Raw genomic sequence first — 19,471 nt, 5'->3', positions numbered from 1 at the left:
ATTTTTGCCCAGTTTACTGCAAGCTCAAACGCCTGTGTGGACAAGTTGTGGGAAGCTTGGATAGCTTGCGTTGTTTGCGCATGGGATGAGTGACGAACATTCTAAAAAACAGCAAAAAAGTTATTTTTTGTTGGTAAATTTCAGTATTGTTGGTATAAAAATACCTATTTACATCAAAAATAGGTGTCAAATTACGGTATGAATAAGTCGGAGCGTTGTCAGGCGATTAAAGCTCAATTGCGAAACCGCAGGCGTCCGACGCCGCTCGACTGGCTGGCGATGCAGTATGAGTGTTCGGAAAAGACCATTCGACGGGATATTGAGTGCCTCAACGACCATCAACAGCTTCCCTGCTATATCCATCACAACCAAGTCTATCTTGACGAACATCGTATGCAGCAGCTGGAACTCGACGGTTATTGGCTTTCTGCGGACGAGTTGCAAGCGCTATTCGCTTTAAATATTACCATTGAACAACTGTCGCAAGGCGCACTTGCTCAACAACTTGAACCTATTAAAAACCGTCTTAAAAAGTTATTAAAAGATTCCGATTCGGCCAATGAACTGGCACGGAAAATAAAAATTATCGAAATTGGGCAAAGAAATATTTCCACCAAAATATTCAATCAAATCGTCGATGCGCTTGTTCAACAAGAGCAACTGGAAATTCAATATTGGAAACGCAATACAGATCAAACTGACCTGCGAACAATTTCTCCTCAGCAGCTAGTTAGATATAAAGATAACTGGTATCTGGACGCTTTTTGCCACCACAGCAAAGGGATTCGCAGTTTCTCAATAGATGCAATCGCCTACTGTCAAAATCTTTACCAAAAGGCGTGTTCCATCGATGCCGACACCTTGAAAAATCACTTTGCGGACAGTTATGGCATTTTTGGCGGCAATGCGAAGTGCTTGGCGGTTTTGCACTTCAATGAATACATCAGTCGTTGGGTTAAAAACGAACTCTGGCATCCCGAACAAGTCATTGAAAAACAAATAGACGGTAGCCTGATGATGCATTTGCCTTACCACCACGATATTGAATTGATCCAAGACATTCTTAAACACGGCGCTAACGTTAAGGTCATCGCGCCTCCAGAATTACGAGAAAAGGTTAGGCAGCAACTCCTACAGGCAAGTGAGCTTTATCTAGATGAATAGATAGATGAATTCCAGGGACAAGATTTGTCCCATAGATTTGATAAGCTGTCTATAAGCTACCAATCAAGAAGTAGCTAATGGAAACCATTTTGATTTTATTCGGCATGAGTGTGGGAGAGATGAATGAATAGACGAAAACTACTGAAATCTCTTATTGGATTCGCTTCAATTGGATGGGTGGCAAATCAAGCAAAAGCGGGTGCTATTCAAAAGCAGAAAAAATTTGAAGAAAAGGCAACAAAAAACTCCGCGTCCATTACTTCTGTGCTGTTACATACTTCGCCTGTTGCCGGGTTTCAATATTACGAAGGTAAAAATGTGTGGTCACGATTGAAAGTAGGTGCCACGCTGAAATTTAAAGCCGAACCAACCAATAAATATGATAAGGATGCGATCGAAATTTACTGGCAAGATCACTCCTCAGAAGCCAGCTATAAGTTGGGCTATTTGCCTAGAAAACAGAACTATTCGGTTAATCAATTATTACAAAATCGACAAAACCTGTATGGGGTGATTACTAAGCTGAAAGAGAGTGATGACCCTTGGCAGAAGGTTGAAATTAAGGTCTTTTTAGATGTATGACTGGGATTCAAATTTTGCTGTTGTTCTGTTTTTAAAGGGTGAATTCAAGGAGATGGTAAGTGAGTAACTATTTCGCACATTCTGGTAAGCAGAGTGATAAATCTGATTGGCAAACTTTAGACAATCATTTACACGTTGTTGCCGAGGCTGCAAAACACAATGCGAGATACTTTGGTGCTAAGGAGTTAGCCTATCTGGCTGGACTGTTACATGATTTGGGTAAATACACACCTGAATTTCAGGCTCGGCTTGCAGGCTCCTCAAATAAGGTAGATCACGCAACGGCGGGTGCAAAAATGGTTACGGATATTTTGCCTGAACCTTGGAATAATTTAATTTCCTATGCCATTGCCGGGCACCATGCCGGTTTAGCCAATGGTTCTGGTGAAGGGGATGGTCGACGAGCCCTTAAAGAACGCATGAAACTTCAATTTGGCAAAGAACTCTGTGTGTTGGATAAGGATGCTTGGAACAGCGAACTTGTTTTGCCTTTAGCTGAAAATCTATCACCTCGGATTTCGCCTAATCCTGATGATGAACTTCAAGGCTTTCAGTATGCGTTTTTGATTCGCATGATTTTTTCCTGTTTGGTCGATGCGGATTTTATTGATACCGATAAGTTTTATAAGGCGCTTGAGGGCAAACCTCTACTTCGTGGTGATTATCCTCAATTATCCGAACTTAAAGAGCGGTTGAATCAAGCCTTAAATGAGATGGCGAAGAACAGCGATCAGACAAAAAAGGTTAATCAACTTCGTAAAGAAATTCTCCATACTGCTCGACTCAAGGCCAAACTTCCGCCAGGCTTATTTACCTTAACTGTCCCGACTGGCGGCGGAAAAACATTGAGTTCTATGGCTTTTGCCTTGGATCACGCTCTGGCACATGATATGCGCCGAGTGATCTATGTCATCCCCTTTACCAGCATTATTGAACAGAACGCCAAAGTGTTTAGGGAGGCTTTTGGCGATTTGGGCGATTCCTCCGTTTTAGAACATCACAGTAATTTTGATGATCGCAAAATCGGTGATAAAGAGGGTGTAGAAGAAACCCGTGATAAGTTGAAATTGGCGATGGAAAACTGGGACATGCCGGTTGTCGTAACAACGGCGGTGCAGTTTTTCGAATCCCTGTTTGCGGATCGTCCATCGCGTTGTCGCAAACTCCACAACATTTCGGGTAGCGTCATTATTCTGGATGAAGCGCAAACATTACCGCTTAAATTTCTCCGCCCGGTCATGGCAGCTATTGACGAATTAGCGCGCAATTACGGTTGTTCGGTCGTGCTCTGTACTGCAACTCAACCTGCTCTGTGCGAACCGAATTTTGAAAGGGGCTTTAGCAACGTTCGTGAAATTGCTCCTAATCCAGAGAGACTGTTTGAAGAACTCAGCCTGGTTAATGTCTCTCACTTGGGGGAGTTGAGTGATGATGACCTTATCTCGCGTATGCAGCAAAATGAGCAAATTCTCACGATAGTGAATAACCGTCGTCATGCGCAATCGCTTTTCCAAACTCTTAAAGATCAGCAAGCCGAAGGGGCTTTTCATTTAACGACCTTAATGTGTGCCGCTCATAGAACCACAACTTTGGAAGTGATCCGAGAAAGGTTGCAACAAGGGTTGCCGTGTCGAGTGATTTCCACCTCGCTGATTGAAGCCGGTGTAGATGTGGATTTCCCTTGTGTGATGCGTGCCGAAGCAGGTTTGGATTCCATTGCTCAAGCGGCAGGGCGTTGTAACCGTGAGCGTTTACGAGCCAAAGAGGAAAGCCATGTTTGGATTTTTACATCTCCTGATTGGTCGGTTCCTCCGGAACTGAAAGGGCTTGCGGCAGATATGCGTTCGGTGTTTCGAAAAGGACATGGAAATTTATTGGATCAGGATGCGATTAAAGATTATTTCTCTAATGTGTATTGGCGCAAAGGGGATGAACTTGATCAGAAACAGTTGTTAAAGGCCTGTCGAGTCGGCGCATCAAAACTGGATTTCCCATTCCAGAAAATCGCGAAGGATTTTCGAATGATCGAGAGCTTTATGATGCCGGTTTTTATTCCTTTTGATAATGAAGCCAAAAGCTTGTTAAAAGAGCTGGAGACAACAGATAGCGTGAGTAGCATATTACGCAAGCTTCAGTCTTATATCGTGCAAATTCCGCAAACAGGATTGGAAAGTCTTCAGATGGGCGGTGCAATCCAAACAATTGCGCCGCATCGTTTTGAAGATCAGTTCTGGGAATTAATTAACTTAAGTATTTACGATGCAGAATTCGGGATTAGTTGGACGGATCCGACGTTTATGAAAGCTGAATGTTCTGTTTTGTAGTCGCCATAATTGGGCGTGGATGAAGAGAGGAGAAAATAATGGCTTACGGCATTAAATTGCATATTTGGGGTGATTATGCGTGTTTTACCCGACCTGAGATGAAGGTTGAGCGTGTTTCTTATGATGTGATCACTCCCTCGGCGGCTAGAGGTGTTTTGGAAGCGATTCATTGGAAACCGGCCATCCGTTGGGTGGTTGATCGCATCCATGTCTTAAAGCCGGTGCGTTTTGAATCCATTCGGCGTAATGAGTTGGGAAATTGCAAAATTTCCGCGTCCAAAGTCAGCGGGGCGATGAAGAAAAAATCTACAGAGGGACTGGGTTTTTTAATTGATAATCCAAATAAACAGGATAATCGTCAGCAAAGAGCAACCACTCTGCTTCGCAATGTTGGCTATGTAATAGAAGCGCATTTTGAACTGACCGACAAAGCTGGAGCCGATGATTCGGTTGGTAAGCATCTCGATATTTTTAACCGCCGGGCACGTAAAGGCCAGTTTTTCCACCAACCCTGTTTAGGCAATCGCGAATTCCCTGCCTATTTTTCTTTGATTGAATCCGATGAGGATTTCCCCGACTCCGAACTAAGCAAAGAATCTAAAGACTTAGGTTGGATACTGCATGACATTGATTTTGCCAATCGAGCGGAACCAAAGTTTTTTAGAGCAGAATTGAAAAACGGCGTGATAGAGGTTCCGCCTTTCCGATCATCAGAGGTGGTGCAATGATTTTATCTGCCTTAACGCAATATTACGATCGCCTTAATAATGGAAATAAAAGCAAGGTGCCAGCCTTTGGATTTAGTGAAGAAAAGATTGGCTATATTCTGGTGCTTTCTGAACAAGGCGAATTGGTTGATCTGGTTCCAAATCTGACAGATGAAAAAAAGCCGAAACCCAAATTAATGAACGTACCTCGTCCGGAAAAAAGAACTTCCGGAATTAAACCGAATTTTCTATGGGACAAAACGGCTTATGTATTAGGTATTGCTTTACCGAAGGATAAAAAAAGCGAGGCTATATTTGAGTTTACCTTGCCGACTTTTGAAGCCTTCCGTGATTTGCACTTATCCCTTTTTGAAAATGTCGAAGATACAGGACTGAAAGCTTTATTTTCATTTCTGAAAAATTGGCAACCTGAACATTTTGAGGAGTCCATACTTACGTCAGATGTCTTAGATGCCAATGTTGTTTTTCAATTAGATGGCGTTCGCCAATATATCCATGAATCTTCCGAAGCTAAAACGATTTGGGGTGATTTGCTTAAATCGGACAATGCCAAAGAAGCTGTGTGCTTAATTACTGGCAAGCAAGCATCTATCTCCAGATTACATCCGAAGATTAAAGGTGTTTCAGGCGGACAAAGTTCTGGGGTAGATATTGTTTCTTTTAATAAAGAATCCTTTGAATCCTTTGGAAAGGGGCAGGGGGACAATGCACCGGTTTCGGAACAAGCCGCTTTTGCTTATACCACAGCCTTAAATTATCTATTACGCCGAGAGAACGATCAGGTGATTAGTTTAGGTGATACCAGTGTGGTGTTTTGGGCCATAGCGAATAGTGAGCAAAAGGCAAAAAGTGCAGAAGCTTTTTTTATGAAGGGTTTTAATCCCCCTGCCCCAACCGATGAAAGTGAAGCCAAAGAGCTTGGCTCTGAATTGGAAAAGCTCGCAAAAGGACGACCTTTGTCGGAGATCTCGCCGAATCTTGATCCGAACACCCAATTCTTTATTTTAGGCTTGGCACCTAATGCTGCTCGGCTTTCCATCCGTTTCTGGTTACAAACCGATCTTGGACAGATTCAACAACGATTTTCTGAACATTTTCAGGATTTGGCTCTTAACCCATTGCCTTGGAAAACGCCTCCGTCGGTTTGGCGTTTATTACTGCAATTGGTTCCGCATCGAGAAGCTCAAAAACCAAAAATTGATGATGTTCCGGCGCATTTGGCTGGCGAACTGATGCGGTCTATTTTAACGGGCCAACGTTATCCAAGAGCGATATTGGCGCAATTACTATCAAGATTCAGAGCCGATGGCGATATTGGCGGTTTACGGGTCGCTATGGTGAAAGCAGTATTACAACGAGAACTCAGATTACTTGGCAAAGAGGAGATTTCCATGAGTTTAGATGAGTCCAATTCTAATCCGGCCTATTTGTTAGGCAGGCTATTTGCCGTGTTGGAAGACATTCAACGCAATGCGTTAGGCGATAAGGTTAATGCGACGATTGCCGACAAATATTATGCGTCTGCATCGACGGTTCCTTATTCGGTTTACCCGCGATTACTTTCAGGCAGTAAGCACCATCTATCCAAAATTCGCAAGGATAAACCGGGGCTTGCTTTTTCTATCGAAAAAGAACTTGGCGAAATTATGGCAATGTTGCCAACAGAGTTCCCGCGCCATTTTTCCATTGAAAATCAGGGACGTTTTTCGATTGGTTACTACCATCAGAAAAACGCACGCTTTGTGAAACCAGAATCAGACGAAACTAATGAATTGACTCCAGAAGGGAATGAATAATGACTATCCAAAACCGCTACGAATTTGTTTACTTTTTTGATGTAACGAACGGCAATCCGAATGGTGATCCGGATGCTGGCAATATGCCGCGTCTTGATCCTGAATCCAGCAAAGGCCTCGTAACGGATGTGAGCCTGAAGCGCAAGATTCGCAACTACATACAGTTGAGTGAAGACAGCACACCGGGATATGACATCTATGTTCAAGAAAAAAGCGTTCTGAATCAGCAAAACCAAAAAGCCTATGATGCGCTTGAGATTAAATCTGAGCCTAAGAAATTGCCAAAAGATCAGTCTAAGGCAAAAGAAGTGACCGACTGGATGTGTGCTAACTTCTTCGATGTTCGTGCGTTTGGTGCCGTAATGACCACCGAGGTGAACTCTGGTCAGGTGCGCGGTCCTTTACAGTTGGCATTTGCCAAATCCATTGATCCGATTATTCCGTTGGAAATTTCGATTACACGTATGGCAGTCACCAATGAAAAGGATTTAGAAAAAGAACGCACGATGGGGCGTAAACATATTGTTCCTTACGGTCTGTATCGAGTTCACGGTTTTGTTTCGGCTAAATTGGCGGAAAAAACCGGATTCTCGGATGAAGATTTAGAGAAAGTTTGGAAAGCCTTAGAAATGATGTTTGAACATGATCACTCTGCGGCACGAGGCGAAATGGCAGGGCGTAAATTGATTGTGTTTAAGCACGAGAATGCTTTGGGAAATGCGCCCGCACACAAACTGTTTGATCGCGTCACGGTTGAACGAGTGAAAGGCGAAGAGGGAACGCCAGCGGCAGAGTATTCAGATTATAAGATCGAATTGAATACCGAAGGTTTGGATGCACTAGGTGTAGAAGCCAAAGAAGTCTTCTAACCCATGGATGACACCCGCTTAATTCCCTTGTCGGCTTTACAGCATTATGCGTTTTGTCCTCGGCAGTGTGCACTGATTCACAATGAACAGGTTTGGTCGGAAAATTGGTTAACGGCGCAAGGTCAGCAATTGCATCAGCGGGTGGATCATGGTTTGCCGGAGTCTCGCAAAGGGATTCGTTATGAGCGAGGGGTAGAGGTTTCGGCTCCATCGCTTGGTTTAACTGGAAAATTGGATTTGGTGGAGGTGGAAATCTCTACTGGAGTCAGTTTTCCGGTTGAGTATAAACGCGGCAAGCCAAAAGAAGATCATATTGACCTCATTCAACTCTGTGCTCAAGCACTCTGTTTAGAAGAGATGCTGAGCATTGAGGTTTCACATGGAGCAATCTGGTATTGGCAAACGCGACATCGTCATCAAGTAGAAATTACTGTGGCACTTCGCGATGAGACGTATGGGATTATTGAAGCAACGCGTCAATTATTGATCTCTGGCATTACACCCAAGGCGAAGTATGAGAAAAAATGCGATGCTTGTTCGTTGTATGAGCTTTGCAATCCCAAGCTGACCTTTCGAGATAAAAGCAGGAGCTATGTGAAATCCATTTATCAGGAGACAGTGTTTGAAGAAGCTGAAAAATAGTCTTTATATCACTCGGCAGGGAGCCTATTTACATAAAGAGCGCGAAACCTTGGTGATCGAGGTTGAGCAAGAAAAGGCGATGCAGGTGCCGATTCATGCGATACAGGCGATCTATTGTTTTGGCAATGTAATGGTGTCGCCTTTTCTGATCGGTTTTTGTGGTGAAAACGGCGTTCATTTAGCCTTTTTCACGCAATATGGGCGTTTTCTTGGGCGAATGCAAGGTCAGCAGACAGGTAATGTTTTGCTTAGAAAAGTGCAGTATAAAGTGGCGGAAGGTTCGCCTGAAAGTATTGCTCGTAATATCATCGCCGCCAAAATCAGCAACTCCCGTTCGGTGCTTTATCGCCATTTACGTAATCACGGAGATAATGAACCTGTTCAGCAAGCAATTACTCAAATCTCCTCGGCACTTAATCGTTTAAAATCCGCCAACAATCTTGACTCTATTCGCGGAATAGAAGGAGAAGTGGCCTCGTTTTATTTCGGTGTTTTTAATGGATTGATTCTGCCTAAAATTGAGCCGGAATTTGCTTTTAGGAAAAGATCTCGTCGCCCTCCTTTGGATCGAACAAATGCGCTTTTATCCTTTTTGTATAGCATTATCGGCAATGATATTTCTGCGGCCTTGCAAGGAGTTGGGCTTGATCCCCAAGTTGGCTTCTTACATCAAGATCGCCCGGGCAGAGATAGTTTGGCGCAAGACATTCTGGAAGAGTTTCGCGCTTGGTATGTAGATAGACTGGTTTTGAGCCTGATTAATCGTAAGCAGATTAAAGCTAATGACTTTGTAATCGAAGCCAGTGGCGCAGTTAAGCTTAAAGATGATGCAAGAAAGTCGGTATTGGTTGCCTTACAAAATCGTAAACAGGAAACCGTCATTCACCCCTACCTAAATGAAGAAGTGCCGATCGGACTTTTGCCTCATGTTCAGGCTATGTTGCTTTCTAGGCATATACGTGGTGATTTGGCGGAATATCCTCCATTCGTGCCTCGATAGGAGGAGCAAAGTATGATGGTTTTAATTACCTATGATGTCTCTTTTGAAGATCCGGGTGGTCAAAGGCGTTTGAGGCATATTTCCAAAGCGTGTTTAGACCATGGTGTTCGGGTACAGTATTCCGTTTTTGAGTGTGAATTGGAGCCGGCGCAGTGGGTCGTTCTAAAAGCGAAGTTGTTGGAAATTTATAATGAAGAAACCGACAGCCTTCGGTTTTATCTGCTTGGCGCACGATGGCGCAGTAAGGTCGAACACTTCGGCGCTAAAAAGTCATTGGACATATTCAAAGACTGCTTAATTGTGTAAAGTTAGTGATACCTTTCTGTTTGGAACTATTCCAGTAATCGCTAACCCCAAGTGCTCTTTAAAAACTTAGAACCTTAGCGATATATCTCAAATACCTTTCTATTCTGGCTCTAAGCAATTCTCAATGTTTAAATTTGCTAAAATGATAAGGCTTATTTTCAAGGTTAGCGAAATCCCTTCTAAAACCGTTCGGTTTGCTGGGCTTGAACTATAAGCAGTCGCTCCCCACGCGGGAGCGTGGATTGAAACCTCTAAGCCAGCCGTATAATCTGAATCATTTTGCGTCGCTCCCCACGCGGGAGCGTGGATTGAAACCCTTGACGGATGAAATCGAAAAAGATCCTGAATTAAGTCGCTCCCCACGCGGGAGCGTGGATTGAAACACCAATACCGAGCCCAGCCTATGCTTTTGAGCAGGTCGCTCCCCACGCGGGAGCGTGGATTGAAACGTGAGAAGAAAGAGAGGGACGGTAACCTTGATCCGTCGCTCCCCACGCGGGAGCGTGGATTGAAACGATTGTCTATGCCGATACCAATTGCACGGCAGAGTCGCTCCCCACGCGGGAGCGTGGATTGAAACGCCTGATCGACTCTGGCGCCATCCCGGTGACTAGTCGCTCCCCACGCGGGAGCGTGGATTGAAACAAGTTTAGAGATCACACCATCAGCCAAACGCATGTCGCTCCCCACGCGGGAGCGTGGATTGAAACTGTCAAATCAGCATATAGAGGAGAGCCAGGGCCGGGTCGCTCCCCACGCGGGAGCGTGGATTGAAACAACGTCAATCAGTTTGGGTCAGGCCGGATTCTCTGTCGCTCCCCACGCGGGAGCGTGGATTGAAACCAGTTATCGTGATAAGCCCGCTTTTTAATCCCGAGTCGCTCCCCACGCGGGAGCGTGGATTGAAACCCGCACCGCGGCATCCATACGCGACTCAAACGCCGGTCGCTCCCCACGCGGGAGCGTGGATTGAAACCTAAGTAGTTTGTTACTTATCTCTATTGTTGCAGTCGCTCCCCACGCGGGAGCGTGGATTGAAACACGTTTTGAGTCAATGCGAAATCCAGATCTACCGTCGCTCCCCACGCGGGAGCGTGGATTGAAACGCCGTTGAATTCGAGCAGGTGGCTGGCCCCGATCTGGTCGCTCCCCACGCGGGAGCGTGGATTGAAACTAGAAATTCTGCAAATGCTTTTTGCGAGAGAGTTGTCGCTCCCCACGCGGGAGCGTGGATTGAAACAAAAACGCGTTCTACGCGACCGGCGGCGTGTACGAGTCGCTCCCCACGCGGGAGCGTGGATTGAAACCTCATTCTGTCCATTCATCAAGAGGTGTGTTTGGTCGCTCCCCACGCGGGAGCGTGGATTGAAACATAAACTTCCAACCTGCTTGGGTCGCCAGGTACAGTCGCTCCCCACGCGGGAGCGTGGATTGAAACTCAAACCGAAGAAATCAATCAGCAAACCAAAGAAAGTCGCTCCCCACGCGGGAGCGTGGATTGAAACCTATATGGGAACGGGGAATAAGTTAAGAGGTAGTGTCGCTCCCCACGCGGGAGCGTGGATTGAAACTCGTCTGTCCGGTGCGCGGTGTGCGATGTGGTACCGTCGCTCCCCACGCGGGAGCGTGGATTGAAACCCGCCATCTTTCGGGTGCTGCTTATAAAAGTAATGTCGCTCCCCACGCGGGAGCGTGGATTGAAACTTGCCGACACCATTCAGAACATGCGCGCTTTCGGGTCGCTCCCCACGCGGGAGCGTGGATTGAAACATTCTGTCTCTGGCAGCATTAAATGCGGCTAGAATGTCGCTCCCCACGCGGGAGCGTGGATTGAAACAAATCCAACAGGGTATGCAGCAACTATGCTAGTAAGTCGCTCCCCACGCGGGAGCGTGGATTGAAACAATATAACGAAACGACATGTGAAAGTCAGTGGATGTCGCTCCCCACGCGGGAGCGTGGATTGAAACTATTAATCCAAATCATCAAGGGGAAATAGCATGGGTCGCTCCCCACGCGGGAGCGTGGATTGAAACTTCACCAGCACCAAATTCTAAATTTGCTGCCGATGTCGCTCCCCACGCGGGAGCGTGGATTGAAACTTCCCCGCGTTTTGCGGCTTCTACCTTTGCCATGTCGCTCCCCACGCGGGAGCGTGGATTGAAACATTTCAGCAGCATAAGGGCTGCCAAGCTTCCCCAGTCGCTCCCCACGCGGGAGCGTGGATTGAAACTGAAAAACTAGTGCTTTTAAGCCTGGCTGATCGTGTCGCTCCCCACGCGGGAGCGTGGATTGAAACGAGCGTACCGACCGGGAAAGTGGCTGCATCCCAGTCGCTCCCCACGCGGGAGCGTGGATTGAAACCGAATAGCATCCTAGTGACGTGTGAAGATCTAACGTCGCTCCCCACGCGGGAGCGTGGATTGAAACAAGAGCATTAGAAGGTGAAAAAACCAAGGAGCGTGTCGCTCCCCACGCGGGAGCGTGGATTGAAACCCGCCAATGATGAAGCCCGTGTCCAGAATGTTAAGTCGCTCCCCACGCGGGAGCGTGGATTGAAACATGAAAAGCTGAAAATCACGCACATCGACACTAGGTCGCTCCCCACGCGGGAGCGTGGATTGAAACATCAACAAAAAACGGAATCAGATCACCAGCATTAAAGTCGCTCCCCACGCGGGAGCGTGGATTGAAACGTCGGCATGGTCGAAAACGGCGACGTATAGGAGGTCGCTCCCCACGCGGGAGCGTGGATTGAAACAGAAATGCCGAAACCAAATGAACTATGTGAGCACAGTCGCTCCCCACGCGGGAGCGTGGATTGGAATAGTTTGTTTTTCACTGTCTCGGTAGGCCTCTTAGGTCGCTCTTCCCGCAGCTGTTTGGATCAGCGTTTTCATGACGTTGTTCAGCTTGTCGAGATTCGGGCAGTCGCTGATTTGGTGTCTTTCGGCGAGATAGGTCAGGTCGTTGAAGCTTAACCAGACGGAGCCGTTTTCGTCTTCCCAGGCAAGGGCCTTCAAAGGGAGATCCAGGCCGATAACTTGTGTGCATTCCATTAAAGGGGTTCCACCTTGCGGGCTGCCGAAAATAAGCAGTTCCGTAGGACGCAGTTCGGAACCGATTTTTTGGGCTCCGGCCGAATGGTTGATGCGGGCAAAGATGTTCATCTGTTTTTTGTGAACTTCTCTTTCCAGATTATCTATGGATTCGGCGACTGAAAAGGCACTGGGAATGGTGATAACGCCGTTTGGTTGCTGTGTCTCAGTTATGGTGGTCATGTTTTTTCCTGATATTTATTGGTGCGGTTTAGGCTGTTTTTCGGTAGAGAATGAGCATGTTTCACGCCATGATAAAAATCATTTTTTAAAAGATTTGCTTAGCAGATCTCAGGAATTTTCTGCAATTTTCAGTGGTGTATTGGTGGTGAAGTTTGCACTGTTTATGTACGTCGCTTGTGTTTTTTGAGGGCGGAAGCGGTTTGCTCTTAGGCGGTGTTATATAGCGGTTTGTGGCGGTTTTCCGTTATGATTCTGGAATCATTTAAAAATGGAGACAGTCGATGATTCATCCGGACTCGCGCGCAAAGGCGCATCATATCTTATTGGAGAGCGAGGAGGCTGCCTTGGCGCTTATTCTGCAAATTCAGTCGTTGGAAGACTTCGAGCGTCTGGCGCGCGAATATTCAACTTGCCCGTCGGCTAAGATTGGCGGTGATATCGGTCTGGTCAAGCCGGAGGTAATCGTTGCGGAACTGGCTGAACAGATTTTTAGCGATTTGCCGTTGAATCAGGTTCTTGGCCCTTTTAAGACGGTACATGGTTATCATCTGGTCTGGATTAAACGACGCCATTTAGCCGGTTAGTTCGTTCCGGGGCGATCGGTTTTCCGGCTCGTCCAATATTTTCGAAAGATGGCTTTGCTTGCTTTGTAACGTATCAATGCCTTTCTAAAAGTAAAGTGCTATTATGGCCAGGCTCAGTAAAGAAAATAGACATCAGGTGGGTTAGATTATGAAAATTCTTCTAAAAATGTTTACCGTTGCTGCGGTTATGGGGCTGGCATCGCAAACCGCTTATGCTAAACCGGATCATGCCGAAAATTCCGGCAAACACGATAAAGTGCATAAGCAGGATAAAAAAGATAAGCGTGACAGCGATTACCACTATGATCGCGATGGTGACCGTTACGCGGATTCATCGCTTCCGCCTGGTTTGCAGAAACGCGCTCAGAACACAGGCAAGCCCCTTCCTCCGGGTTGGCAGAAGAAACTGCGCCGCGGAGATATCATGGATCGCGATATTTACCGTCACGGTAAAGTTATTGAACCGGTCGATGTTCGAGGTGTTGTTACCGTTAGCATTGACGGCAAGATGGTGCGTCTATACCAGGCAACGCGTGAAATTATCGATATTCTGAATTAGCGTGTTGCCCCTTTCCGCTTGGCGGTTTGGGTAGACTGCCGGTATTGAACGATCATCCGGGTCTTGTGTCGTTAAGCCGAGCGGCTGTTACGGACGATTGAGAGTTTCAAGAGGTGCGAGAGGATGGTACGCAGTAAAAACACCGCCAAAGGTGTGCTGATCGAGCATGACAAGATCCTGCTTATCCGCAAGGAGTATTCTGACGGGCGTCGGGTATATACTTTACCGGGCGGCACTCAGGAGCCGGGGGAAGCTTTGCAAGACACCGTCGTTCGAGAGGTATGGGAAGAGGCGGGTGCCAGAGTCCGAGTGAAGGGTTTGGCTAAAGTCTACGAACATCAGCGTCCATCGAAGTCCGACCCGGAAATGCTTAAACATAAGGTCGAATTCGCCTTTGTGTGCGAATTGACGGAATCTTATACGCCGCATAATGGTTCTCATCCCGACCCCAGTCAGGTTGCCGTTGAATGGCTGACTTTAGCTGAGTTGGCGGATAAAACGCTCGACCCTCGTCCTTTAGCCGATCTGTTGCAGGATATTTCCAAACATGCCGGAACTCTGTATCGGAGTTTTCTGGATTAGCCTTTACCGACGGCTGAGTTTTCACAATATGGATCAAAAGGAATAAACGATGACATTGAATTCGGCGAAAGTGTCGGTTTGGCTGCAATGGTCAAGTTTGCTGCTGTTTCTTGCGGTGGCTCTCGGCGCTTTTGGCGCGCACGGTCTGCAGGAACATTTTTCCGGCAAGCAGCTGGATGTTTGGCATAAAGCGGTTAACTATCAGGTTATTCACGCTTTTGCGCTGCTGGCGATAGCGGTTCTTGTGCATCTGTTTTCCGGGCAGAGCGCTTTCTGGACGAAAGCCGGTTGGAGTTTTCTGGCCGGTATTTTTCTATTCAGCGGCAGTCTGTATTTGTGGGCTTTGAGCGGTTTGAAGTTTTTGGTGTTTTTGACACCGATCGGCGGTACGGCTTTTTTGCTTGGATGGCTGTTGCTGTTTTTAGGCGCAAGAGATATGCGTCGCTCCACGTGAAACAATTGCCTCGAGATAAAAAAGTTTAAAAAAACGCCGTGAAAGCGATTCCGGATACTCTGCTATGAGCCGTTTAGAGGTAAACTAGATCAGTTTAGAGTCGTGTTTGCCAATACGCATTTTTGGGAGAATGCATGCCAGTTGACCATCCTGCCATAGAGAAAAGAGAACGCCTAAAAGGTTCTCTGTCTTACAGCTCCAAAAACAGTTCTTTCACTGACGAATTGCAGCGGTTGCACCAGTTTTTACTGGAAGATCATCCGTTTATCGAGCGCATTGGTATCATTGATTACGATGCGGATACCGATGAATTGATCACCTTCTTTGATAGCAATACCCGGGAAAGGCCGATCAATCATTATCGTTTTAAACTTTCTGAGTCGGAATCCCTGAAAGAGATTGCCGAGCAGAATTGCGGGCGTCTGATTCAGGATCTGGACGAACTGGCGATGATTCAGCGCACCCATACGCAAAAAATCCGCGAGGCGGGGTTTCGATCCAGTTATACCTTGCCGATGAAGTACCAGGAGACCCTGTACGGATTTATCTTTTTCAACTCCTATTCAAAGAATGTTTTCAGCGAAGAGGTGACTTACCGTCTCGAGTTTCTGGCGGATATGATTACCTTGATGGTGGCCAACGACCGGAATATGCATCAGCTGTTACTGGCGACCTTGAAATCGACGCTGGCCTTTTCGGGCTGTCACGATTCGGAAACGCGCGCGCATCAGGATCGGGTGGCGCACTATTCGCGATTAATCGGTATGCAGATTGCCGACGGCTATCAGTTGGATGACGAGTTTATCGAGCAGCTGTTTCTGTTTGCGCCATTGCACGATGTCGGAAAAATCAGTATTCCGGATGGTATTTTGATGAAGCCGGGGCGTTTGACCGATGAAGAATTCGAGATTATGAAAACCCATGCCGATAAAGGTGCCGACCTGATTCGCGAAATGATGAGTTATTTCGATATGCATGAGTTGCGTCAGGTGAAAATGCTGGAAAATATCGTCCGATTTCATCATGAATCCTTTGATGGCAACGGTTATCCGCTGGGACTAGCGGGACAGGATATTCCTATTGAGGCGCGGATCGTCGCAGTGGCTGATGTGTTTGATGCCTTGACTAGTCAGCGCCGCTATAAGGAAGCCTGGGATAATGAAACGGCTTTTGCGGAGTTGAATAAGTTGGCCGGACGCCATCTTGATCCGGATTGCGTCGTTGCGCTGCACGCCTGTAAAAGAGAAGTTCAGGAGTTGCAGCAAATCTTTAAATAGTTGCTTCAGGGACGGTCAGGCTCGCGCCTTTTGGATGATTTTAAGCATAGCCAAAGTCAATACTCCGATGACCAGTCCGACCAGCAATTCCCCCAGTAAAACCGGCAAGCTTTCCAGAAAGTGATGCAGGCCGGTAAGATTATGGACAAAGATTCCGCCTCCTACCAGCAGCATTGCCAAGGTTCCTGCAACCGCCAGAATTCGAATGATTTTCGGTAAGGCGGCGATCAATCCTTTACCGGTTTTCTGCATTAGCCCGCGCTTGATTCCATGCTCGTTTTCGGACCTTTCCAGTAGGTGCAGGCCGGCATCGTCCATGCGCACCATTAAGGCCACCAGACCGTACACTCCCACCGTTGCCAGTAGGGCGATAAACGTGACTGCACCGATCTGAGCAGGTAACGAGGCGTCGGCAACGGCGCTCAGAGCAATAATGATAATCTCGATCGAGAGAATGAAGTCGGTGGTAATTGCCGAGCGAATTTTCCGTTTTTCCAAGGCAAGGAGTTCGTTTTTATCGACGGCTGTCTGTGCCGCCGGTGTCTGCGGGGTTCGATGGAACAGGAACTCATAGATTTTTTCCGCACCTTCGTAACTTAGATAAATTCCTCCGAGCAGCAGAATCGGAACAATCAGTTGTGGTAGAAAAGCGCTCAGCAGAAAAGCTACAGGCAGGATCAACAGTTTATTGATAAAAGAGCCTTTGGTGATCGCCCACAAAACCGGTAACTCCCGACTGGCGTGGAAACCGGACGCACGCTGTGCTCCAACCGCCAGATCGTCACCCAAAACGCCAACGGTTTTCTTGGTGGCGACTTTCGACAAGGTGGCAACATCGTCAAATAAGGTGGCGATATCGTCTAAAATTAGCAAAATCCCACTGGCCATGCTGTGCCCCTCCCGGCAAAGTTGTTTTCCGCATTTTAACGCTTGTCGCTCAGGCTGCGCCAGATTAAAACAAGATGAATACAATACAAAAGCCCGTTCCGGTTTGTTGGGATGCGGCAAAAATAGAGAGAGTTATGAAACCGCATACATCCAGTAAACGATTAAGCCCAAAGCAGCGCCTCCGAATTCAAACACGGCACAGGGTTTCTATCGAGCGTTTCGGCTATCAGCCCCAGGCGCTGTATTGGAGTAGTCGGGAAATTCAACAGGTACGTTTCGACATTCTGGCTCGGGTGTTTGCACAGCAAGCGCCGCGCCGCGAAAAGGGCGCCTTTTCGGTACTCGATGTCGGCTGCGGTTTTGCAGACTTGCGCAATTATCTATGGGATAAGGGATTGGATATTGACTATGTCGGTATCGATTTGTCCGAGGACATGGTGCAGAGCGCCCGTTTTCAATATCCGGATATTCAGGTTCGGCAGGGGGATCTGTTTGATCAGGACTTTGCGGCTGAGCAGTTCGAATTTGTTTTGCTGTCCGGTGCGCTGAACGAAGTGGTGGAATCGGATCAGAAAGGGCAGAAAACCGGACAGGGCAGTTATGCCAAGGCCGTAATTGCCGAAATGTACCGAATCTGCAGCAAGGGCGTGGCGTTCAATCTTCTGGACGCGCGCAACGAATGGGTTGCAAGCCGTCCGGACCTGCAAAGTTTTGTACCGCAGGAAGTCGTCGATTATTGTCAAACCTTTGCTGAGCGGGTTGTGTGGGAAGACGGTTATCTTGATAACGACTTTACGGTTTTTTTGTACAAGAGCGCCGAAACCGTCGAGGCCTGAGGCGCCAAGGACGTCGATTTAAGGCATATGCCGTGAAGGATATGGTGCGGGTTGGCTTTTCATTCGATGTGGCCGCGAGTTCTCGGTTTTTCGGTGTGGCGTCAGAATTTTCTGAAGCAGAGACTTGGTTAACGAAAGTTGATCTGTCCGCCATTTTGATGGACACTGAAAGAAATGACTTTTCGAACAGTCAGGCAAAGCGGCGCTAAAAACGTCATTTTCCGCTTAAATAAATACAACAAACGCAGAGGGGGAGGCGTTTTGAAGTAACCGTCTGGAAGGGGGTAATCTCATGGAAGGTGCAACCGTCATCAATATCAAATGCCAGTTGAAAGTGAAGCAGCTACTGGAGTGTTTTGACCGGAATCTCAAGCGCTTGCAGGAGCAAGGTGTCGATGCGAGCGGGAATGAATCGGAGGCAGGCACGATTGATCTGCTTTCCGAATGGCTTGAAGAAGCGATCGAAAACGGTGCCAGAGTGGAGGATCTTCAGGATCGTGCTGTTCGTCTGGCTGAATTTGCTTTTTCACGTGGTTACAGCCGTCAGGAAGTAGAGGAACTTCTGACAATGCGCCCCAACCCTAAAGGTGACCGTCCTTGGTAGCCGTTTTGTCGGGCCGATATTTTCAGAATCGAATCCGAACCTTCATTGAGGTTTTCGTTATCGGCCATAGGAGTCTGTATGAAAGTAACTCTGGATCTCGATAAACTGCTCAGCGACGGAAAAATCTCCGAGCAGGAATTTACTCGGTTGAAAGCGCTGTCGGCCGAATCCACCTCTTTATTGGCATTTAACATTCTGATCGGTTTCGGAGTGATCGCCGTCAGTGGTGCGACCTTGGCACTGGTTCCCGCTGCAGCCACGGCGATCGGAATCGGCGCCTTTGTTCTGATTGCCGGTCTGGGACAGTTAAACAGCGGTCTGTCGCAATGGAATTTACTGGCCAATATCTGTGTTCTGACCGGTTCACTGATGATGGGCGGTGGCATTATTGCCGAGTACCAAGGGGCTTTGGAAGCGATTTTAGTCGTTAGCGCAATCTTTGCTGCCGCGGCGGTTTTAGCGAAAAGTTCTTTGTTGACGGTTTTGGCGGTTTTGATGCTGTCGGCAAGCATAGGCGCCAGAACCGGTTATTTTCATGCCAGCTATTTTCTACTGATCAAAGAGCCATTGATGACGATTGTGCTGTTCACTTCTTTGGCAGTGGGACTCTATTTTCTAGCGCAAAAGCTTTCCTCCGATTATCAGCGACTGGCGATCATCGGTTCCAGAACCTCCGTGTTTTTAGTGAATTTCGGTTTCTGGATCGGCTCCTTGTGGGGCGAGCGCTCCGAGAACAGGGAAATTATATTGTCCGATACCGTTCTTGCAGTCGCCTGGGCGCTGGCGCTTCTAATCGCAGCCGTATGGGCCTGGAAAAACAATTCACGCTGGATGCTCAATACTACGGCGGTTTTCGCCGGAATTCATTTTTATACCCAGTGGTTTGAGCATCTGGACGTCACGCCGGGAAGTGTCTTGCTTGCCGGGTTGATTACCTTGGGCGCCGGATTGTGGCTGAGAAGTCTGAAGCAGGGTGCAGCCTCTTAAGCGCAACG

At 47.3% G+C, this 19,471-nt stretch carries 19 protein-coding genes and 1 CRISPR repeat array; of the genes, 17 read left to right on the top strand and 2 right to left on the bottom strand.

Features of this window, described 5'->3' with window-relative positions:
- The first annotated feature begins 198 nt into the window (after window positions 1-198).
- The 9 genes from J3999_RS09845 (at window position 199) to cas2 (ending at window position 9,411) form a co-directional block, all read left to right on the top strand.
- Window positions 199-1,164, top strand: coding sequence for a YafY family protein (locus J3999_RS09845; RefSeq protein WP_208127729.1), 966 nt, complete (start codon window positions 199-201; stop codon window positions 1,162-1,164).
- A 123-nt stretch (window positions 1,165-1,287) separates the two neighbouring features.
- A complete protein-coding gene (locus J3999_RS09840) occupies window positions 1,288-1,746 on the top strand; it encodes an HIRAN domain-containing protein (RefSeq protein WP_208127728.1) in 459 nt (152 codons plus the stop codon).
- Between the two features lie 59 nt (window positions 1,747-1,805).
- Window positions 1,806-4,070 (top strand): CRISPR-associated helicase Cas3', encoded by a 2,265-nt coding sequence (gene cas3, locus J3999_RS11920; protein ID WP_208127727.1) that lies wholly within the window; start codon window positions 1,806-1,808, stop codon window positions 4,068-4,070.
- A gap of 38 nt (window positions 4,071-4,108) precedes the next feature.
- Complete coding sequence (gene cas5c / locus J3999_RS09830; RefSeq protein WP_208127726.1) at window positions 4,109-4,798, top strand: type I-C CRISPR-associated protein Cas5c; 690 nt, start codon at window positions 4,109-4,111, stop codon at window positions 4,796-4,798.
- Window positions 4,795-6,594, top strand: coding sequence for a type I-C CRISPR-associated protein Cas8c/Csd1 (gene cas8c / locus J3999_RS09825; protein WP_208127725.1), 1,800 nt, complete (start codon window positions 4,795-4,797; stop codon window positions 6,592-6,594). Before cas5c ends, cas8c begins: the two co-directional genes overlap by 4 nt.
- Window positions 6,591-7,463 (top strand): type I-C CRISPR-associated protein Cas7/Csd2, encoded by an 873-nt coding sequence (cas7c, locus tag J3999_RS09820; RefSeq protein ID WP_208127823.1) that lies wholly within the window; start codon window positions 6,591-6,593, stop codon window positions 7,461-7,463. The genes cas8c and cas7c overlap by 4 nt, the downstream gene beginning before the upstream one ends.
- Window positions 7,464-7,466: 3 nt before the next feature.
- Complete coding sequence (cas4, locus tag J3999_RS09815) at window positions 7,467-8,105, top strand: CRISPR-associated protein Cas4 (protein WP_208127724.1); 639 nt, start codon at window positions 7,467-7,469, stop codon at window positions 8,103-8,105.
- Window positions 8,086-9,105 carry a type I-C CRISPR-associated endonuclease Cas1c gene (gene cas1c, locus J3999_RS09810; RefSeq protein WP_208127723.1) on the top strand — a complete coding sequence of 340 codons (1,020 nt, stop codon included), beginning with the start codon at window positions 8,086-8,088 and terminating at the stop codon, window positions 9,103-9,105. The genes cas4 and cas1c overlap by 20 nt, the downstream gene beginning before the upstream one ends.
- A 12-nt stretch (window positions 9,106-9,117) precedes the next feature.
- Complete coding sequence (gene cas2 / locus J3999_RS09805) at window positions 9,118-9,411, top strand: CRISPR-associated endonuclease Cas2 (RefSeq protein WP_208127722.1); 294 nt, start codon at window positions 9,118-9,120, stop codon at window positions 9,409-9,411.
- A 217-nt stretch (window positions 9,412-9,628) separates the two neighbouring features.
- Window positions 9,629-12,239: direct repeats of the CRISPR family, unit length 32 nt; unit sequence GTCGCTCCCCACGCGGGAGCGTGGATTGAAAC.
- A gap of 30 nt (window positions 12,240-12,269) precedes the next feature.
- Here the strand turns inward: cas2 and J3999_RS09800 are convergent.
- A complete protein-coding gene (locus J3999_RS09800; RefSeq protein ID WP_208127721.1) occupies window positions 12,270-12,692 on the bottom strand; it encodes a DUF302 domain-containing protein in 423 nt (140 codons plus the stop codon).
- A 281-nt stretch (window positions 12,693-12,973) separates the two neighbouring features.
- On the opposite strand from J3999_RS09800, the gene J3999_RS09795 reads away from it, so the two are divergent.
- The 5 genes from J3999_RS09795 to J3999_RS09775 all read left to right on the top strand — a co-directional run bounded on the left by J3999_RS09795 (window position 12,974) and on the right by J3999_RS09775 (window position 16,148).
- Window positions 12,974-13,276 carry a peptidylprolyl isomerase gene (locus J3999_RS09795; RefSeq protein ID WP_208127720.1) on the top strand — a complete coding sequence of 101 codons (303 nt, stop codon included), beginning with the start codon at window positions 12,974-12,976 and terminating at the stop codon, window positions 13,274-13,276.
- A 148-nt stretch (window positions 13,277-13,424) separates the two neighbouring features.
- Entirely contained in the window at window positions 13,425-13,835 is a 411-nt protein-coding gene (locus J3999_RS09790) for a hypothetical protein (protein ID WP_208127719.1), read from the top strand.
- A 123-nt stretch (window positions 13,836-13,958) separates the two neighbouring features.
- Window positions 13,959-14,417 carry an NUDIX domain-containing protein gene (locus J3999_RS09785; protein ID WP_208127718.1) on the top strand — a complete coding sequence of 153 codons (459 nt, stop codon included), beginning with the start codon at window positions 13,959-13,961 and terminating at the stop codon, window positions 14,415-14,417.
- Between the two features lie 49 nt (window positions 14,418-14,466).
- A complete protein-coding gene (locus J3999_RS09780) occupies window positions 14,467-14,871 on the top strand; it encodes a DUF423 domain-containing protein (RefSeq protein ID WP_208127717.1) in 405 nt (134 codons plus the stop codon).
- A gap of 134 nt (window positions 14,872-15,005) precedes the next feature.
- Entirely contained in the window at window positions 15,006-16,148 is a 1,143-nt protein-coding gene (locus tag J3999_RS09775) for an HD-GYP domain-containing protein (protein WP_208127716.1), read from the top strand.
- Window positions 16,149-16,163: 15 nt separating this feature from the next.
- Here J3999_RS09775 and J3999_RS09770 read toward each other — a convergent pair whose 3' ends face one another.
- Window positions 16,164-17,036: a DUF808 domain-containing protein gene (locus J3999_RS09770; RefSeq protein WP_208127715.1), complete on the bottom strand. Its 873-nt coding sequence runs from the start codon at window positions 17,034-17,036 to the stop codon at window positions 16,164-16,166.
- 134 nt (window positions 17,037-17,170) lie between these two features.
- On the opposite strand from J3999_RS09770, the gene J3999_RS09765 reads away from it, so the two are divergent.
- From J3999_RS09765 to J3999_RS09755, 3 genes are all read left to right on the top strand, one after another.
- Entirely contained in the window at window positions 17,171-17,872 is a 702-nt protein-coding gene (locus tag J3999_RS09765; RefSeq protein ID WP_208127714.1) for a class I SAM-dependent methyltransferase, read from the top strand.
- 292 nt (window positions 17,873-18,164) lie between these two features.
- Entirely contained in the window at window positions 18,165-18,476 is a 312-nt protein-coding gene (locus J3999_RS09760; RefSeq protein ID WP_208127713.1) for a hypothetical protein, read from the top strand.
- A gap of 78 nt (window positions 18,477-18,554) precedes the next feature.
- Window positions 18,555-19,463, top strand: a complete 909-nt coding sequence (locus J3999_RS09755; protein WP_208127712.1) for a hypothetical protein — start codon at window positions 18,555-18,557, stop codon at window positions 19,461-19,463.
- Window positions 19,464-19,471: the final 8 nt, after the last annotated feature.

The sequence above is a fragment of the Thiomicrorhabdus sp. 6S3-12 genome (assembly GCF_017571475.1).
Lineage (GTDB): Bacteria > Pseudomonadota > Gammaproteobacteria > Thiomicrospirales > Thiomicrospiraceae > Thiomicrorhabdus.
This window is presented reverse-complemented; position numbering and strand designations above follow the sequence as displayed.

What these genes read in the sequence shown, in the direction of transcription:
- cas4 (WP_208127724.1), top strand. Translation starts at nt 7,467, where the DNA reads ATGGATGACACCCGCTTAATTCCCTTGTCGGCTTTACAGCATTATGCG.
- J3999_RS09840 (WP_208127728.1), top strand. Translation starts at nt 1,288, where the DNA reads ATGAATAGACGAAAACTACTGAAATCTCTTATTGGATTCGCTTCAATT.
- J3999_RS09790 (WP_208127719.1), top strand. Translation starts at nt 13,425, where the DNA reads ATGAAAATTCTTCTAAAAATGTTTACCGTTGCTGCGGTTATGGGGCTG.
- cas2 (WP_208127722.1), top strand. Translation starts at nt 9,118, where the DNA reads ATGATGGTTTTAATTACCTATGATGTCTCTTTTGAAGATCCGGGTGGT.
- J3999_RS09845 (WP_208127729.1), top strand. Translation starts at nt 199, where the DNA reads ATGAATAAGTCGGAGCGTTGTCAGGCGATTAAAGCTCAATTGCGAAAC.
- J3999_RS09755 (WP_208127712.1), top strand. Translation starts at nt 18,555, where the DNA reads ATGAAAGTAACTCTGGATCTCGATAAACTGCTCAGCGACGGAAAAATC.
- J3999_RS09795 (WP_208127720.1), top strand. Translation starts at nt 12,974, where the DNA reads ATGATTCATCCGGACTCGCGCGCAAAGGCGCATCATATCTTATTGGAG.
- J3999_RS09775 (WP_208127716.1), top strand. Translation starts at nt 15,006, where the DNA reads ATGCCAGTTGACCATCCTGCCATAGAGAAAAGAGAACGCCTAAAAGGT.
- J3999_RS09760 (WP_208127713.1), top strand. Translation starts at nt 18,165, where the DNA reads ATGGAAGGTGCAACCGTCATCAATATCAAATGCCAGTTGAAAGTGAAG.
- cas8c (WP_208127725.1), top strand. Translation starts at nt 4,795, where the DNA reads ATGATTTTATCTGCCTTAACGCAATATTACGATCGCCTTAATAATGGA.
- J3999_RS09800 (WP_208127721.1), bottom strand. Translation starts at nt 12,692, where the DNA reads ATGACCACCATAACTGAGACACAGCAACCAAACGGCGTTATCACCATT.
- J3999_RS09765 (WP_208127714.1), top strand. Translation starts at nt 17,171, where the DNA reads ATGAAACCGCATACATCCAGTAAACGATTAAGCCCAAAGCAGCGCCTC.
- J3999_RS09780 (WP_208127717.1), top strand. Translation starts at nt 14,467, where the DNA reads ATGACATTGAATTCGGCGAAAGTGTCGGTTTGGCTGCAATGGTCAAGT.
- J3999_RS09770 (WP_208127715.1), bottom strand. Translation starts at nt 17,036, where the DNA reads ATGGCCAGTGGGATTTTGCTAATTTTAGACGATATCGCCACCTTATTT.
- cas5c (WP_208127726.1), top strand. Translation starts at nt 4,109, where the DNA reads ATGGCTTACGGCATTAAATTGCATATTTGGGGTGATTATGCGTGTTTT.
- J3999_RS09785 (WP_208127718.1), top strand. Translation starts at nt 13,959, where the DNA reads ATGGTACGCAGTAAAAACACCGCCAAAGGTGTGCTGATCGAGCATGAC.